Origin of the sequence: Helicobacter sp. 12S02232-10, assembly GCF_002272895.1 — a bacterium.
In the GTDB taxonomy this organism is placed as follows: domain Bacteria; phylum Campylobacterota; class Campylobacteria; order Campylobacterales; family Helicobacteraceae; genus Helicobacter_J.
The window spans coordinates 24,637-41,746 of sequence record NZ_MLAQ01000006.1; the positions used below are offsets into that span (position 1 = coordinate 24,637).

Genomic DNA, 17,110 nt, shown 5'->3' on the forward strand with positions numbered 1-17,110 from the left:
AACTTGGAATTTTTTGATACCTTAAAAAAAATTACCGATCCCCAAGAGGCAATCCAAACTCTAGGTACTTTGACGCAAATTACTTCAAAAGTTCATAATGCTTTGGATATTGCTACAAAATATCACGCCGGTCAAAAAAGAAAAAGTGGCGAACCTTATGTTGTCCATCCTATTTGTGTGGCGTGTATCGTTGCTTTTTATGGCGGGGATGAGGCAATGATTTGCTCAGCTTTGCTTCATGATGTAGTAGAAGATACGCTGTGCGATATTGACGTCATCAAGCGTGAATTTGGGAATGATGTAGCTATTTTGGTAGATGCGCTTACCAAGATTACTGAAATCAGAAAAGAAGAATTGGTGTCCAATCATTCCAGTCAAAGATTGATTATTTCAGCTTTGTCATTTAGAAAAATGCTTGTTGCAGCAGTTAAAGATCCTAGGGCATTAGTGATAAAAATTAGCGACAGACTTCATAATATGCTTACGCTTGAAGTGTTGCCCTATGAAAAACAAATTCGAATTTCAGAAGAAACTTTGGTTGTGTATGCTCCCGTAGCACATCGTTTGGGTATTTCATCAATTAAGAATGAACTTGAAGATAAAAGTTTTCATTATATTTTTCCCCAAGAATATGAAAAAATTCACAACTATCTGAAAGAAAACAGGCAATCTTTATCATTGAGACTGAATCATTTTATTGATAAACTTAATAAAATGATTTTAAATATGGGTTTTTCCGATTCTGATTTCCGTATAGAAAGCAGGGTAAAGCGACCTTATTCTATTTATTTAAAAATGCAAAGAAAAGGTGTAAGCGTTGATGAGATTCTAGATTTGCTTGCAGTCAGGATTATCGTCAAAAATCCCATTGATTGCTATAAAGTTTTAGGAATCGTTCATTTGAATTTCAAGCCAATTGTATCAAGATTTAAAGATTATATTGCTTTGCCCAAGGAAAACGGCTATCAAACTATCCATACAACTATTTTTGATGAGGCTTTAGTTTATGAAATTCAAATCCGTACTTTTGATATGCACAAAAGTGCAGAATATGGAATTGCTGCTCATTGGAAATATAAAACCGGCGGTATGATTCCAAGTTTAGAATGGTTGCATAATTTGCAATATCAAAATAACACGATCGAAGAGTTTTACGAACTTGCCAAAAATGACTTGTATCAGGAAGATATCGTTGTATTTTCACCCGATGGAGACACTTATGCACTTCCTGTAGGGGCAGTTGCCCTTGATTTTGCCTATGCAGTTCATAGCGAGCTTGGAGACAATGCCAAAGAAGCTTATGTCAATAATCAAAAAGTTTCTCTACTCCAGACGCTTAGAAGCGGGGATATCGTCAGGATTGTTTCTGGAGAACAGAGCGTGCCTAAATGCACTTGGGTTGATGCAGTGAAAACTTCTAGGGCAAAAAGTCATTTGAGATTGCAGCGTCAAAATCAGATTCGAGAGATTGAGAGAAAAAGTGCTGTTAATATTTTAGCCACGATTTTTGGGAAGAATCATAAGACCTTTGAGAGATATCTTTCTATAAAAGGCTTTGATAATTCCCTTTTTAAAGTCACCAAAGATATAGGATTCTTGCAAGATTTAAAAAATAAAATCAAACAAAGTTTTAATACTGAATCGAGTTTCTTTGCTAAGATCCGTATGAATCTGCTCAAGCTTAAAAAAATTGAACTGGAAAACTTTGTGATTTATACGAATCGAAATGTAAATGAAGTCTTATTTGATTATTGTTGCCATCCTAAATATGGAGATGAAATTTTAGCTATCATTACGGGTCAAAAAGCAGTGGTGCATCATAAGTTATGCGAAAAACTCAGTGAAGATATTGATTCTGGCATACCAATGGTGTTTGTAGAATGGGCAAAGAAAATCAAAACCGCCTATAAAGTGATTGTTGCTTTAGAGGATAAAAAAGGTACGTTGGCGAATTTTTTAACTACTTTGGCAAAAAATGGTTGCAATGTGATTGGGGTATCTTATTTGGGGTATAAAAGCCAATTTTCAACGCATTGTGAAATTTTATTTGAAGCAGATTTAAAAGATATTAAACCATTTAAAGAGTTAATGATGAGAAAATATAAGGTGATAGAATTTTCAAGCTTAAAAGACGCATATCAAAGTTGAGGAATTAAAGAATGGATAATCAAAATAATTTGAATCTTGAGCCTCAAATCGAACGAAAAATCCAAGATGCGATGGCTGAAATTAAACGAGGGGCGAGTGAATTTATCGGTTCAGATTATATCGCTTCTTTGGTAGCAAGATATTATCTTAGTGCAGAGAGATTTGTTGTGAAAGCTGGGTTTGACCCAACTGCACCAGATTTGCATTTGGGGCATACTGTTTTGATTCAAAAACTAGCAACTTTTCAAAAATATGGTGGAAATGTGAAGTTTTTGATTGGGGATTTTACTGCGACTATCGGTGATCCTAGTGGTAAAAGTGAGACTAGGAAGCAATTGAGTTCGCAAGAAGTTCTTGATAATGCCCAAACCTATAAAGAACAGGTTTTTAAAATATTAGATCCCAAATATACTGAAATTTGTTTCAATTCCAAGTGGATCAATGAATTAGGCGTTGGAGGATTGGTAAATCTGACTTCTAAATTTTCGGTTGCAAGGATGCTTGAACGGGATGATTTTGAAAAACGCTATAAAGAAAATCGCCCCATTAGCATTATTGAGTTTATGTATCCACTTTTGCAAGGTTATGATTCGGTTGCTTTAAATTGTGATATTGAACTTGGAGGCAATGACCAAAAATTCAATCTTCTTGTAGGCAGGACGCTTCAGAGGGCATACGGGCTCAATAAGGAGCAGTCTGTACTTACGGTTCCTTTGCTCGAGGGGCTGGATGGTGTAAATAAAATGAGCAAGAGTTTGGGAAATTATATAGGCGTTACAGAAAAACCTTATTCAATGTATGCTAAAATAATGAGCATTTCCGATGATTTAATGTGGAAATATTATGATCTTTTAAGCGTTAAAACCATCAAGGAAATACAGGATTTAAAAAATGGCGTTCATAAGGGAGATCTCCATCCTAAGGCTGTTAAAGAAGAGTTGGCTTTGGAAATCACAGCTAGGTATCACAGCTTAGACTCATCGTTGGAGGCTAAAAGGGAGTTTGATGGTGTTTTTCTTAAAGATGAATTGCCTGATGATATTCCTGAAATGGAATTTCAAAAAGGAATTTGGATCTGCGAACTTTTAAAGCTTGCAGATCTTTGTTCTTCTACTTCCCAAGCAAGAAGAGATATCAAGGGGGGAGGTCTCAAAATAAATAAACAAAAAATTATGGATGAAAATTATAAATTTGAATCAGGAGAATATGTTATACAAATAGGAAAAAGAAAATTTATTCGAGCCATTATCAAATGATTTAAGGAAAATAATCGATGAATGTGAAGTTAAAACCATTAAAAATTGGGAAACATACTATAAAATACCCCATATTTCAAGGAGGTATGGGTGTTGGTATCAGTTGGGATGAACTTGCCGGCAATGTTTCTAAGGAAGGAGCTTTAGGGATTATTAGTGCCGTTGGAACAGGATATTATAAAAAAATGCATTTTGTCGAAAAGATTGTTTCTTCCAAACCTTTTGAAGCAATTAATTTTTATTCCAAACAGGCTTTGAATGAAATATTTAAAAATGCTAGAAAAATATGCGGTTCCAATCCTTTAGGAGCAAATATTTTATATGCCATTAATGAATATGGAAGGGTGGTGAGAGATGCTTGTGAAGCGGGTGCTAATATTATTGTTACAGGCGCTGGGTTACCCACAAATATGCCTGAATTCACAAAGAATTTTCCTGAAGTCGCTTTAGTACCTATCGTTTCTTCGGTAAAAGCTCTGCGTATTATTTGCAAGCGTTGGGAAGAAAGATACCAAAGACTTCCTGATGCAGTTATTGTGGAAGGTCCATTAAGTGGGGGGCATCAAGGTTTTAAATATGAAGATTGTTTTAAAGAAGAATTCCAATTGGAAAATCTTGTCCCTCAAATTGCTGATGAAATAAAAAAATGGGGCGATATACCCGTGATTGCTGCTGGAGGGATTTGGGATAGGGCCGATATTAATAAGATGATTGCTTTAGGTGCAAGTGGTGTTCAGATGGGGACTAGATTTTTAGGAACAAAAGAATGCGATGCTAAAGCTTATGCAGAGATTTTGCCTTCTGTAAAAAAAGAGGATATCAAGCTTATAAAATCCCCTGTAGGCTATCCTGCAAGGGCGATCAACATCGGCGTTCTTCAAAGACTTCAAGAAGGCAATGCTCCAAAAGTTCGCTGTATCAGTAACTGCGTTTCTCCTTGCCACCGCGGGATTGAAGCTAAAGCCGTTGGGTATTGTATTGCCGATAGTTTAGGAAAGGGACATTTGGGGGATAAACTCGAAGGTCTTTATTTTAGTGGTGCAAACGGATATAGAATAGAAAAAATAATCACAGTAAAAGAACTTATTTACGAGCTGACACAGGAGTAATCGTGTGCGCTCAATCCTAATTTTATTTTTTTGTCTATTGGGATTTGCGTTTGCTTCAGATCTTAAAATTCTTCAAATCATTCCTTTTGGAACAAGTAGTGTTCGGATTACTTTTAATCAAGATATTTCAAAATTATCTTTTAAAGAGCATTCGCTCAAAGATTTTAGAAGTTTTTTAGATATCCAAGCAGTTTTGGTTGTTTCAAGAAAAAATTATATTTTTTCTAATCAGACCCAAATATCTATCGCGCAAAATACACCTGAAATTGTCCGCATTGTTATCAAAACCAATAAAGACAGCACCTATCGCACTAAAATCGTAGAAAAACATCTTTACATCAGTATTGTTGATAAACTTCCTGAACCTCAAGAAATAAAGAAACCGCCAAAGCGCGAGGAAAAAAAGCTTCCTGTGCAAAAAAAACCTTCTCAAGTTTCTCACAAGTCTAACAATAACCAGTCATCCTCTCCGAAAAAACCTCAAGCTTCTCCTGTTCGCAAGACCCAACCTTCTGCACATTTGAATGGGTCAAAAGCAAGTCTTCATACCCGAGCAAAATCTTCTCTTGCCCCAGAAGCTCCAAAGGTTTCTAAAAAATACAAAATCGTAATCGATCCAGGTCACGGGGGTAAGGATTGTGGGGCGATGGGTGTGAGCAAGATATGTGAAAAAGTGATTGTTTTGAGTGTCTCAAAGTTTTTAGAGCAAGAGCTTAAAAAAAGAGGATATATTGTTTATATGACAAGAGACAAAGACGTTTATATCAATTTGAAAGAACGAACCGATTTTGCCAATGCTAAGAATGTCGATTTGTTTGTTTCTATCCACGCCAATTCCGTTCCTAAGACTTCTAGCGATAGTCCTCAAGGTATTGAAACTTATTTTCTTTCCACTGCAAGGAGTGAGCGTGCTAGAAAGGTGGCTGAACTTGAAAACAAAGATGATGTGGATGTAATGAATTATTTTTCTAAGTTTTCCTTTTTGAACTCTTTAAATTCACATCGTCTCATTGCTTCCAATAAACTTGCTATTGATATTCAATTTGGAATTTTAAGAGAACTCCGTAAGCATTATCAAGGCGTGGTTGATGGCGGGGTGAGAGAGGGACCTTTTTGGGTTTTGGCAGGCGCTTTAATGCCATCGGTTTTGATTGAGATAGGCTATAATTCTAATCCCATTGAAGCTCGCAGAATTGATGATAAACGCTATCAGAGGTTTTTGGTTAAAGGGATAGCAGATGGGATTGAGGGTTATTTTGCCAAAAATTATTGATCAGGGAGCGCAATGAATAGACCAAACATTTATAAGGTTATTTTTTCATCGATATTTTTTTTACTTTTTGTTTTTACTGTTTTGGCGCTTTTGGTTTCTCAATTCAGCAATACTTTTTCGCAATTATTCTTAATTCTTACTAAAAATGATAGAGCTTATGATAACCTTGTCAAATTTTATTATTTTTGCGGTATTTTGATGGCTTTGGGATATTTGATTTTTTCCTCTTGGATTAAAAAAGATATTTTTTTTCAGAAGCTAGTCGCATTTGGGATTTGTATTATTTTAATTTTTATTCTAATTTTTAGTCTGGATGGTACGAAATCTTTGGATTCAACAATATCAGGTTTGGTAGTTGGAGAAGGATTGAGGAATCTCTCTTTCTTTAATTTAGTGCGAATTAATTTTAGTTATATCATTGTTTCTGGATTTTTTTATTTTTTCTTTTTATTTTTTCCTTTAATACTTTTTAGTTTAGGTTTTCATTTTAATACAAAAAATAAAATTGGTAAATATTTGGCATTTTTTTGTCCTTCGATAAATGTTTGTTTAGTTGTTTTATTTGCCTCGGGATTTCAGGCTTATTATGACAAAAGTAATTTATTTTTATACATTGATTTTTTTATGTTTTACCTCGGATTTGTTTTGTTTATGCGCGTTTTTTTATCTCATAAGGAATTTTTTGGGTTTTATGAATACGCTAATATCTTGATTTTTGCATTGGGCGTATTGGTGTGCTTGTTTTGTTCAAATACTCTTTCTCAGGCTGAAAATTATTACAACGCACGTATGGCATTTTATATGCTAGCTTTTTTGGGTTGGTGCGGGGAGTGGATGTATCGGAGTTTCAAAGAAGAAAGCTAGAAACGAGAGGGTTTTTTGATTTTTTTAAAGAGTAATTCGCGATAGAAGCGCTTGAGTCCGAGATGTTCTTTGGGACCTATTTTATAGTAAATGTGTTTCAGGTATTCGCGGATATATTCTTTGGGTATGGAAGTTTTTTTAGAATATTGCATTAAGATATAGTGAGGGATTTTTATTCTTTTTTGATTAAATTCTTTTGAGAGGCGTCGATAAAAATCCCCATAAGTGTTAAAGCAAAATCTGCCAAAAACAAAAGGCAGATGTTTTTTTTCATACCAAATTTTACCCATATCTAAATGTTCGCCACCTTGATAACGGTAGGCAAGTGCCCTGTCCCCAATAAGTACTTCTCCTTTTAGTCCTAAGACTTTGCATAAAGCGTTTGAGGTCGCAGACTGATAATCTTCAGCTTGGGGATTGGGAATAACGATGACACTCCATACACTTCCTTTTGAAATGATGGCGGAATTGGTCGTTTTATGTTTAAGCGCTGAATAATAACCGGCGATAGAAGAAATAAATCCAGCATCAATTCTTTGAAACAAAAAATCTTTATTTAGTTTAGCGGGATACGATTTTTTTAATTGTAAAAATTTTTTAAATCCCGAATTCATTGGGTATGCCTTGATAAAAACATCAAAAGGTAAAAGATTGATATAATCTATTTTTCCAAAACGCATACGACCTCCTGTTGGCTTGGATTTGAAAATTTTAGCCAAGAATCATAATCATTGTATAAATTGTTATAAGGTTACGGAAAATAAATAACGCTATTATCTCCTATATTCATTTGAATATAGGAGATAAATTTTTATTATACTTAGAATTTTTTTTGATGAGATTTTATAATAAAACTTGAGATTTTCAAAAATTATTTGATCTTGCAGCAATTTATATTTTGGTATGATTTTTCATTTAATCTTAGTAAATTTGGAGTTTTTAAATGGTATTGGCAAGTTTGCTTGATATTTGCAAACAATATGATTATAAAGTGATTTTAAAAAATATTGATTTTTCGATTCATAAAGGCGAAAAAATTGCAATTGTGGGTAAAAATGGCAGTGGCAAAAGCACATTGCTTAAAATTCTTTCAGGCGAGATTGAGCAAGATAGCGGGGAGCGTATTGTTCGAAATAATCTTAAGATTTTAAGCTTACCTCAAAATCCTATTTTTGATCCTTTAATGAGCGTGAAAGAGGTTTGTCAAGAAAGCCTTAAAGAGCTTCAAGAAGCTCACAAGAGACTTGAAGTGATCAATCTTGAAATGACCCAAAATCCTGCTATTAAAAACGAAATTTCAGAGGAACAAGGCCAACTTATCAGTTTTATAGATGGACATAAGGCTTGGGATTTGGACAATAAGGTGGAAGAAATTTTAGAGCGTTTTGATATGAAAGCGATTTCTGATCGTTTGGCAAATACTTTAAGTGGGGGCGAACAGAAGCGTTTAGCGCTTGCAGGATTGCTGTTAAAAAATGCAGATATTCTGATTCTTGATGAGCCTACCAATCATTTGGATGTTCAGGCAGTCGAGTTTTTGGAAGAAATGATAAAAAATCTTGCTTGCAGTGTCGTGTTTATCAGTCACGATCGCTATTTTATTGAAAGTCTTGCCCATAGGGTCGTAGAGATTGATGAGGGGAAACTTTTGAGTTTTGATGGGGGGTATGGAAATTATTTACGAAAAAAAGAGGAAATCTTAAATCATCTTGCCAAAGAACAAGAACATCTTCTTAAGCTCTTAAAAAGCGAGGAAGAGTGGCTTCAAAAAGGTGTGCAAGCTAGAAGAAAACGCAATGAAGGGCGGAAAGCCAGAGTTTTGCAAATGAGAGAGACAGCTAAGAGCAATCCTGCAATCATTGCCAAAATGCGCCTTGAGCTTGAAAGGGAAAAGAAGCATTTTAATCGCCAAGAAAGCATAAATGCTAGAAAGATGCTTTTTGAATGTGAAAATATTTCTAAGAAAATAGAGGATAGATTTTTGATTAAAAATCTTTCTTTAAGAATTTTACAAAAAGATAAAATTGCAATTGTGGGCAAAAATGGCAGTGGCAAAAGCACGTTGCTTAAAATTCTCTTGGGTGAGATTGAGCAAGATGAGGGCATTATCAAAAGAGGGGAGATGAAAATTGGGTATTTTGACCAACATAGAAAAATGCTTGATGAAGATAAAAACCTGCTTGAGACTTTTTGCCCCAATGGAGGCGATCATATTGAAGTTAGGGGAAAAAATATCCACGTTTTTGGGTATCTGAAAAATTTTTTATTTCCAAAGGAATTTTTGGATAAAAAGATTGCTTATTTGAGTGGAGGAGAAAAAAACAGAGTTGCTTTAGCCCTCTTGTTTGCAAGAAAATATGATTGTTTGATTTTAGATGAACCGACAAATGATTTAGATATTGCGACGATTAATATTTTGGAAGAATATCTGCGAAGTTTTGAAGGTGCAGTGATTTTTGTCAGTCATGATCGTTATTTTGTCGATAAAATCGCCCAGAAGCTACTTGTTTTTAAGGGAGAGGGGATTTGTGAGGAGATTTATACAGATTATAGTCAATATTTAGATATGTGTAAGGAACTTGAGGAATATGAGGATTTGCAAAAAGAATTTAAAGACCAAAAGCTCTCTATAAAGCCTAAAAAGGCGACAAAGTTAAGCTACAAGGAAGCCAGAGAGCTTGAAGTGCTTCCTTTTGAAATTGAAAAATTAGAAGAGATTATCAAGTCTTTGGAAAACACTCTTGGAAATCCTGATACTTATGCGTTAAAAACCATTGAAGAAATGGCTTTGGATTTGCAAAAGGCAAAAGAAGATTTGGAATGTAAAATCCAAAGGTATTTTGCATTAGAAGAAAAGCATCAGGCGTTTGAGCGTTAAAGGACAAGAGATTTTATGTAACGATTTGATACATTTTGAGCAAAAAGAGCTTCATTGCGATTGTTTTATTATTAAGCAAATTTTGATTATTATATACTCGTCTAAAATAAAAATTATCGGCTTAAAAATATAAGGAGATTGCGATGCAAGATTTTATCAGTGATTACAAACAAGCGCAAGATTTAAGGGAGCGCGAAGGGATTCCCCCGCTTCCTTTGAATGCGGGGCAGGTAAAGGAAGTTATTGGGATTTTGACAAATACTTCAGCCACCAAGTCAGACAAGGATTTTGCAAAGGAACTTTTGATCCACCGCGTAAGTCCAGGTGTCGATGAAGGGGCAAAGATCAAGGCGGAATTTTTAGGAAAAGTTTCTAAAGGAGAAATAAAATGTGATGATTTCTCCGCTTTGGAAGCCATTAAATATCTAGGCACAATGCTTGGAGGTTACAATGTTGCTTTTTTAATCGAAGGCATTCAAAGTAAAGATCAAAAAATAGCCCAAGAAGCTGCCAATGCCTTAAAACATACATTGCTTGTGTATGAGGCGTTTGATGAAGTAGCCAAGCTGAGCCAAAACAACCCTTTAGCTAAAGAAATCATTCAATCTTGGGCGGATGCAGAATGGTTTTTGAACAAGGAAGCATTGCCTGAAGTGATGGAAATATGTGTTTTAAAGATTGATGGAGAGACCAATACTGATGATTTGAGTCCGGCATCAGATGCTTTCACACGAAGCGATATCCCTTTGCACGCTAAAGCAATGCTTAAAAGTCGTGTGCCTGAATACGAAAAACGCCTGCAAGCCATTAAGTCTAAAGGCATTCCTGTTGCTTATGTAGGGGATGTTGTTGGAACAGGAAGCTCAAGAAAATCAGCTTGCAATTCAATTATGTGGCATTTTGGTCACGAAATCCCTTATGTTCCCAACAAGAAAACTGGAGGTGTTGTGATTGGAGGTGTGATTGCACCTATATTTTTCAATACTTGCGAGGATAGTGGAGCTTTACCCATTATTGCAGATGTCAAAAATTTGAAAGAAGGGGATGTGATAAAAATCTATCCCTATAAGGGCGTGATTGAGCTTGATGGAAAGACAATCAGTTCTTTTGAGCTTACGCCCAATACCATTTTTGATGAAATGAGGGCAGGAGGTCGAATCCCCTTAATTATCGGTAGAGGTTTAACAAATAAGGCAAGAAAATTTTTGGGCTTGGGAGAATCTGATGTATTTGCCAAACCTGAAATTCCTAAAGATACCGGAAAGGGCTATACTTTAGCTCAAAAGATTGTTGGTAAAGCTTGCGGGGTTACAGGGATTCGTCCTGGTGCTTATTGTGAGCCTAAAGCAACGACTGTGGGCAGTCAGGATACTACTGGAGCGATGACTAGAGATGAGGTGAAAGAGTTGGCAAGTTTGAGCTTTAGTTCAGATTTTGTATTGCAGAGCTTTTGTCATACGGCTGCTTATCCAAAACCTGCAGATGTAAGTTTGCAGGCTACTTTGCCTGAATTTATGACTTCTCGCGGAGGTGTGGCACTTCGTCCAAAAGATGGTATTATCCACTCTTGGATCAATCGAATGTGTTTGCCTGATACTTTAGGGACAGGAGGAGATAGCCACACAAGATTTCCCATAGGTCTTAGTTTTCCTGCTGGAAGCGGGCTTGTGGCATTTGCTGCTGTAACAGGTGCAATGCCTTTGAATATGCCCGAATCCGTGTTGGTACGCTTTAAAGGAACCTTAAATCCTGGGATTACTTTGAGGGATTTGGTTAATGCCATTCCTTATTATGCGATCAAGCAAGGATTATTGACCGTAGAAAAAAAGGGCAAGAAAAATATTTTTAACGGGCGTATTTTAGAAATTGAGGGCTTAGGAGATATTAAGGTTGAACAAGCATTTGAATTAAGTGATGCAAGTGCGGAAAGAAGTGCTGCAGCTTGCAGTATTTTGCTCAATAAAGAACCGATTATTGAATATTTGCGCTCCAATATCGAATTGATTGAAAAAATGATCCAAGATGGGTATCAAAATGCAGAAACTTTAAAACGCCGTGCAAATAAAATGCGTGAATGGATAGATAATCCTGTGCTTTTACAACCTGATAAGGACGCAGACTACGCTGCTGTGATTGAGATTGATTTGGCTGATGTTAAAGAGCCAATTTTGGCTTGCCCCAATGATCCTGATGATGTGGCGACATTAAGTGAAATTTTATCCAACCCTCAAAGACCTCACCATATCGATGAAGTTTTCATCGGCAGTTGTATGACTAATATTGGTCATTTTAGAGCATTTGGCGAAATAGTCAAGGGAGTAGGAGCTTCTCCGACAAGAGTTTGGATCGCCCCACCTACGAAGATGGATGAAAAACAACTCACAAAAGAAGGCTATCTTTCTATATTTGGAGCTGCGGGGGCTAGAATGGAAATACCTGGTTGCAGTCTTTGTATGGGCAATCAAGCTAGAGTTAAAGATAATGCGGTTGTTTTTTCTACTTCTACAAGAAATTTTGATAATCGTATGGGAAAAGGAGCGCAAGTTTATTTGGGAAGTGCGGAACTTGGAGCGGTTTGTGCGCTTTTGGGAAGATTACCAAGCGCGCAGGAGTATCTTAAATTAGTACCTGAAAAATTACAAGGAAAGAAAGAAAATATTTACAAATATTTGAATTTCAATTTGATGGAAGATTTTAGTCTATAATTCATTTTATCGTAATGGTTATCAACGCCTGAATTCTTTTTTGAATCAGGCAGACAGGGAGATAAAATGTTAAGATCACTTTTGTTTGTCGAGCTTCAAAATAAATCTTTTTTTCCAAAAATCTATTCATCTGATTATGGTGATATTTTAAATATCCTTGATTTTATTTTAAAAAATGATTATAAAGGAGCTTAATCATTTGATAGAAAAATTAAGGACACTTTCTTTATTCCAAAATATGAACGATTCTTTTTTGTCTGAAATTTATACTTTCAGTAAAATAAAATCTTATCCCAAGGATTTTATTTTATTTTATGAGGGACAAAAAATAGAGCAATTTTTATTTTTACTCAGTGGAGCTGTAAGCATTGATAAATTTGATCGTTTCGGGAATAAAAAATATCTTTATAGTATTCATTCCACTCACGATGATCACGATGATTTTTCACTTATTAACGATATTGATTTTGAAGAAATTAAAACCTTTGGAAATGCTTCTATTTTGGAAGATAGTGAAATATTAAGCATTGATGCCAAAAAACTCCTTGAAGCAGCTAAACGCGAAGTCACTTTTTTTCAAAATCTAACCAAGCAAATTATTTTCAAAAATCAAATACTCAATCAAATCATCAATCGTGATATTATTTTTGATGCGATGGCAAAGCTTGCCTATATGCTTGATAAATATCTTTATCGTTTCAATTCAACGCAGCGCCAAGAGATTGCTCACCAGCTTAATATTCAGCCTGAGACACTCTCTAGAATTTTAAAGAAACTCAAACAAGATGAAATTATTGGGACCGATGATGGTGGAAACGTAACGATTGTAGATAAAATTAGACTCCAAGAAATTTATAAAATATAAGAGGAAAAAATGAAATTATCTTTTAAGAGACCCATTTCTTCAAGACTTTCTGCGATCGCAGTGGTAGCTTTTGTTGTGGTTTTTTTAGTCATAATCATTAATATTTACTTAAATAAAAGAAATCTTGCCCTCAGTAGTATCTTGAATCAAATTGCTTTTGAGACACGCTTGTCTCAAACAATGGTTAAGGAAGTGTTTTTAAACAATTATCAAAATAGCAGCAATTTTGATGAACTCAATCGCGAAATACAAATTTTTGAAGAAAAATTCAATGCTTTGTATTATCGAAATGGGGTTTATAGTTTTTTTTGGTTGGATAAAAAAAGGGCGCAAATGCTTTTTGAAGATTTACGCACCCAATGGCAGATTTTAAATAACAGCATTGATACCTATCAAATTGCTACGACAAGCTTGTACAAAAATAAAAATTTTCTTTTTGAAAATAACAAAAAACTTTTGGATATGAGTGATGATGTTGTCAAAAAAATGCTCAAAGCAAATTTTTCTCAAGAAGAAATCAACATTGCAGGTAAGCAAAGGATGCTTAGCCAGCGTATTTCCTATCAGTTGGCAGTTTATAATGTGAGTCACGATGAAAGCATCTATAAGGATTTTTTGAAATGTTTTGAAAAATACAATTTCGTTATTTCAAGTTTTTATACCCATTCTTCTTATAAACAGAATAAACCTCTCTATAATGCTATCAAGGCAAATTATGATTTTTGGCAGGAATATGCTACTAATATCCGTCAAGTCATAGCCAATCAGAACACTCTTTTTAACTCTTTAGAGCGCACTAAGCAATACGGAACTTTGGTCACTCAAAATCTCAAAGAACTTTATGAAATTTATGAGAAAGCAAGTAGTAAAACTGAATGGATATTCAATATTTTCCAATATGTTGCTGTAATAATGGTTTTATCCGTAATTCTCGGACTTCTTTTCACAGCTTTTTGGGTCAAGAATCAAATAAAGAATTTTGTCAATTACTTTAAAGAGTTGAGTATAAACAGCACTTCTAATATTCAGATTGATGAAAATACCGAATTAGCCCAGGCCAAGAGAAATATTAATGATTTTATCAATCGCATTCAAAAGACTAAAGAAAGTTCTTTATTGGCCAAACAACTTAGCGAACAGATTCATAATGAAATCCTTGACATTAGCACAGATATTAAGGAGCATTTAGAAGAAAAAAATTTCAGTCAAGAAGATAGAGAAGAGATCCGAAAACAAATTGGTATGAGCGAATACATCGCGATTCAATCGAGTGATGAGTTAATCAATATTGCTAGAAAGCTTGAAAAATTAAGCGATTCTATTGACAAATCTATTTGCATTTACACAAATTGCCTTTTGTGTAAAGGAAAAAGTGATAAAGTCAATTAATTTTCAGGGTTTAAAAGAGCGTAAAACTCTTTCTTGTATTCAGAAAATTTTCCTTTAATTATCGCTTTTCTTGCGCCTTTGACAAGGTTGAGGTAGTATTTCAGATTATGGATACTTGCAAGTCTATGGTAAGTGATTTCATTTGCCTTAAAGAGATGATTTAGATAAGCTTTTGAATAGTTTTTGCAAGTGTAGCAATCGCATTTTTCATCTAAGGGCGAATCATCAAGCTTATATTTGGCATTTTTAATGCTAATCTTTCCTGATGAGGTAAAAAGGGTTGCATTTCTAGCATTTCGCGTAGGCATTACGCAATCAAACATATCTACCCCCCGTTCGATAGCTTCGATGATGTTTTCAGGTGTGCCTACTCCCATTAGATATCGGGGTTTATTTGGATCTAAATGCTCTGTTGTACATTCGATGGTTTCATACATTTCTTGTGCTTCTTCGCCGACAGCAAGTCCTCCGATGGCATATCCATCGAATTCTCCTAAAGCACAAAGTTCTTTTGCACTTTGAATTCGCATTTGTTTGTCCGTCCCACCTTGAGTGATTGCAAATAGCCGATTATCCTTGCCTTGCCCGCGTTTTTTTTGGGAAATGTGATATTCTAAGCTTTCTTTTGCCCATCGAGTGGTTTTTTGTACCGAGAGAGCGATCCTTTCTTTTTGGGCAGGCAGACCGATCAAATCATCTAGTACCATCATAATATCGCTGTTGAGCGCATATTGAATATCTAGGACTTTTTGAGGGGTAAAAAAGTGTGCGCTTCCATCAATATGGGATTTAAATGCAATGCCCTCATCATATTTTTTCATATTTTTGCCTAAACTGAACGCTTGAAATCCCCCGCTGTCAGTTAGAAAACTCCCTTTATATCGCGTGAATTGATGTAAGCCTCCCAAAGCTTTGATGACTTCTTCACCCGGTCTTAAGTATAAATGATAGGTATTTGCAAGGATAATGCTGGTTTCTAGATGATTTTTAATATCCAAAGCATCCAAGCCTTTCACGCACGCTTGCGTGCCTACAGGCATAAAAATAGGAGTTTGGACTTCGGAGTGTGGGAGTTTGATGGTGGTAGCACGCGCTTGTTTATCAATAGCATCGATTCTGAAATTCATATTTTAAACCTTTTGGTATAATCATAAAGCTTTTTTAATCAAGGGAAAATATTTTAAAGGGGTATTTTGAAAAAAATTGTTTTGATTGTTGATGGAATTGTAGCAAAAAAGTTTTTGAATACAGTGCTAGAGAAGTATTTTAGTAATAATCTCTACATTGTTGTTTCAAAAGATGAAAGCTTCATTCCTGTCAAAATCCCCAGCACATTTAATTTTCAAGTTTTTGACCCAACTTCTTCTTACAGACTTTTGAGTTTAATGGATACGGATGTCAGTGATGTGTTTATCATTATGGAAGACCCTAAAGAGCGGGAAATCGTTTATGAGATCATTAAAAGCAGGTATAAAGATATCCGCATTGTTTTGAGTGCTTATGAAGATGAGATTAATCTCCCAAAAATTCTTGAAGATGAAAAAGTGGTTTTAATGGAGGAAGCTCAAATTATTGCTGGAAGGATATTAGCAAGGCTTCCTAATGTTCCTTTGATACCGCAAGGTTTTGGATTGGAGCAAGGGGAAGTTATGGAAATTGGCGTTCCTTTCGGGAGCGTTTTTGCTTATCGTCACGTAGGCTCTATCCAGCAAAAAAATTATAAAATTGTAGGGATTTATCGCCGTGGTGAGTTTCTTTTGAGCAATTATTCGATGGTAATCCAACCAAGAGATATTTTGCTTGTTGCAGGCGATCCTAAAGTTTTAGATAACGTCTATCGCCAGATAAAAAGTGATATTGGTCAATTTCCCGCTCCTTTTGGCAGAGATGTCTATGTCTATGTGGATACGCTTTTGCAATCTGAAAAGGCTGTTATGAGGGATATTGAGCAAGCATTGCATTTTCATCGCCATATAAAAAGTGGCAAGCTTTACATTCGGGTTTTAAACCCTGCTAATTTAGACTTGCTTCAAAAGATAAAATGCTTGGATCAAAGTGATGTGAGCGTATCTTTAGACTATGGCGGATTGGATTTTATCACCAAACTCAAAGAAGATAGTGAAAAAAAAATCGGTTTGGTTGTGATAGGAAAAGAGATTTTTGACACCCGCCATTCGCGTAAAGCTCTATTTAATATCGCTACACCCGTTTTAAAGACGAGTTCAAGAGATTTAGAAGAGGTCAAAGAAAGCGTAGTGGTACTCAATGAAGAGATGAATGAGGGGGAAAACATTTCTTCGATTATCTTTGATATTTCCATTCAAATGAATTTGGAAGTACTTTTGTATGATTTTGAACCCGATGGACATTATCAAGTTCAGATCACGCAAGATTATGAAAATCTTTCGCGTATTTTTGATAAAAAAATTAGGGTAAATCGCACCAATTCCAAAAATCCTGTTTTATTTTTAAAAGAAACAAAACGACCCGTACTTCAGTTTTTGCCATTTGAAGAATGCATCACGCGCACGAGATTTTTTTGGTTTTTATCGACAAAAGTGGAAAAAATATCTTTTATGCTTGATAATAACCCTCAAATTTTTATCCCGATTATGGAGTAATG

13 protein-coding genes are annotated in these 17,110 nt (G+C 35.2%); 11 read left to right on the forward strand and 2 right to left on the reverse strand.

What is annotated here, in order from left to right; translation table 11 throughout:
- Nucleotides 1-3: 3 nt before the first annotated feature.
- Genes BKH41_RS05900 through BKH41_RS05920 form a run of 5 tightly spaced genes read left to right on the forward strand, consistent with a single transcriptional unit; the run spans nucleotide 4 to nucleotide 6,650 of the window.
- Nucleotides 4-2,148: a RelA/SpoT family protein gene (locus tag BKH41_RS05900; RefSeq protein WP_095297959.1), complete on the forward strand. Its 2,145-nt coding sequence runs from the start codon at nucleotides 4-6 to the stop codon at nucleotides 2,146-2,148.
- Between the two features lie 47 nt (nucleotides 2,149-2,195).
- On the forward strand, nucleotides 2,196-3,404 hold the full coding sequence (gene tyrS / locus BKH41_RS05905; RefSeq protein ID WP_095298132.1) for a tyrosine--tRNA ligase: 1,209 nt from the start codon (nucleotides 2,196-2,198) through the stop codon (nucleotides 3,402-3,404).
- 17 nt (nucleotides 3,405-3,421) lie between these two features.
- On the forward strand, nucleotides 3,422-4,513 hold the full coding sequence (locus tag BKH41_RS05910; RefSeq protein WP_095297961.1) for a nitronate monooxygenase: 1,092 nt from the start codon (nucleotides 3,422-3,424) through the stop codon (nucleotides 4,511-4,513).
- Between the two features lie 4 nt (nucleotides 4,514-4,517).
- Entirely contained in the window at nucleotides 4,518-5,786 is a 1,269-nt protein-coding gene (locus BKH41_RS05915) for an N-acetylmuramoyl-L-alanine amidase (protein ID WP_095297963.1), read from the forward strand.
- Nucleotides 5,787-5,798: 12 nt separating this feature from the next.
- A complete protein-coding gene (locus BKH41_RS05920) occupies nucleotides 5,799-6,650 on the forward strand; it encodes a hypothetical protein (RefSeq protein ID WP_095297965.1) in 852 nt (283 codons plus the stop codon).
- On the opposite strand, the gene BKH41_RS05925 is transcribed toward BKH41_RS05920, so the two are convergent.
- Nucleotides 6,647-7,330 (reverse strand): MqnA/MqnD/SBP family protein, encoded by a 684-nt coding sequence (locus BKH41_RS05925; protein WP_095297967.1) that lies wholly within the window; start codon nucleotides 7,328-7,330, stop codon nucleotides 6,647-6,649. The two genes, BKH41_RS05920 and BKH41_RS05925, sit on opposite strands and share 4 nt — an antisense overlap.
- A gap of 263 nt (nucleotides 7,331-7,593) precedes the next feature.
- Here BKH41_RS05925 and abc-f point away from each other — a divergent pair, with 263 nt between their 5' ends.
- From abc-f to BKH41_RS05945, 5 genes are all read left to right on the forward strand, one after another.
- Nucleotides 7,594-9,528, forward strand: a complete 1,935-nt coding sequence (gene abc-f / locus BKH41_RS05930; RefSeq protein ID WP_095297969.1) for a ribosomal protection-like ABC-F family protein — start codon at nucleotides 7,594-7,596, stop codon at nucleotides 9,526-9,528.
- Between the two features lie 143 nt (nucleotides 9,529-9,671).
- A complete protein-coding gene (gene acnB / locus BKH41_RS05935; protein WP_095297971.1) occupies nucleotides 9,672-12,233 on the forward strand; it encodes a bifunctional aconitate hydratase 2/2-methylisocitrate dehydratase in 2,562 nt (853 codons plus the stop codon).
- 66 nt (nucleotides 12,234-12,299) lie between these two features.
- Entirely contained in the window at nucleotides 12,300-12,428 is a 129-nt protein-coding gene (locus BKH41_RS10130; protein ID WP_257875426.1) for a hypothetical protein, read from the forward strand.
- Nucleotides 12,429-12,432: 4 nt separating this feature from the next.
- Nucleotides 12,433-13,098 carry a Crp/Fnr family transcriptional regulator gene (locus tag BKH41_RS05940; RefSeq protein ID WP_180762756.1) on the forward strand — a complete coding sequence of 222 codons (666 nt, stop codon included), beginning with the start codon at nucleotides 12,433-12,435 and terminating at the stop codon, nucleotides 13,096-13,098.
- Nucleotides 13,099-13,107: 9 nt separating this feature from the next.
- Nucleotides 13,108-14,487, forward strand: coding sequence for a methyl-accepting chemotaxis protein (locus BKH41_RS05945; protein ID WP_095297975.1), 1,380 nt, complete (start codon nucleotides 13,108-13,110; stop codon nucleotides 14,485-14,487).
- Here the strand turns inward: BKH41_RS05945 and tgt are convergent.
- Nucleotides 14,484-15,614 (reverse strand): tRNA guanosine(34) transglycosylase Tgt, encoded by a 1,131-nt coding sequence (gene tgt / locus BKH41_RS05950; protein ID WP_095297976.1) that lies wholly within the window; start codon nucleotides 15,612-15,614, stop codon nucleotides 14,484-14,486. The two genes, BKH41_RS05945 and tgt, sit on opposite strands and share 4 nt — an antisense overlap.
- A 66-nt stretch (nucleotides 15,615-15,680) precedes the next feature.
- On the opposite strand from tgt, the gene BKH41_RS05955 reads away from it, so the two are divergent.
- Entirely contained in the window at nucleotides 15,681-17,108 is a 1,428-nt protein-coding gene (locus BKH41_RS05955; RefSeq protein ID WP_095297978.1) for a TrkA C-terminal domain-containing protein, read from the forward strand.
- Nucleotides 17,109-17,110 lie beyond the last annotated feature (2 nt).

Bases quoted from the DNA above. Each gene is read 5' to 3' on its own strand.
- BKH41_RS05910 (WP_095297961.1), top strand. From the start codon at position 3,422: ATGAATGTGAAGTTAAAACCATTAAAAATTGGGAAACATACTATAAAA.
- BKH41_RS05920 (WP_095297965.1), top strand. From the start codon at position 5,799: ATGAATAGACCAAACATTTATAAGGTTATTTTTTCATCGATATTTTTT.
- BKH41_RS05925 (WP_095297967.1), bottom strand. From the start codon at position 7,330: ATGCGTTTTGGAAAAATAGATTATATCAATCTTTTACCTTTTGATGTT.
- abc-f (WP_095297969.1), top strand. From the start codon at position 7,594: ATGGTATTGGCAAGTTTGCTTGATATTTGCAAACAATATGATTATAAA.
- acnB (WP_095297971.1), top strand. From the start codon at position 9,672: ATGCAAGATTTTATCAGTGATTACAAACAAGCGCAAGATTTAAGGGAG.
- BKH41_RS10130 (WP_257875426.1), top strand. From the start codon at position 12,300: ATGTTAAGATCACTTTTGTTTGTCGAGCTTCAAAATAAATCTTTTTTT.
- BKH41_RS05945 (WP_095297975.1), top strand. From the start codon at position 13,108: ATGAAATTATCTTTTAAGAGACCCATTTCTTCAAGACTTTCTGCGATC.
- tgt (WP_095297976.1), bottom strand. From the start codon at position 15,614: ATGAATTTCAGAATCGATGCTATTGATAAACAAGCGCGTGCTACCACC.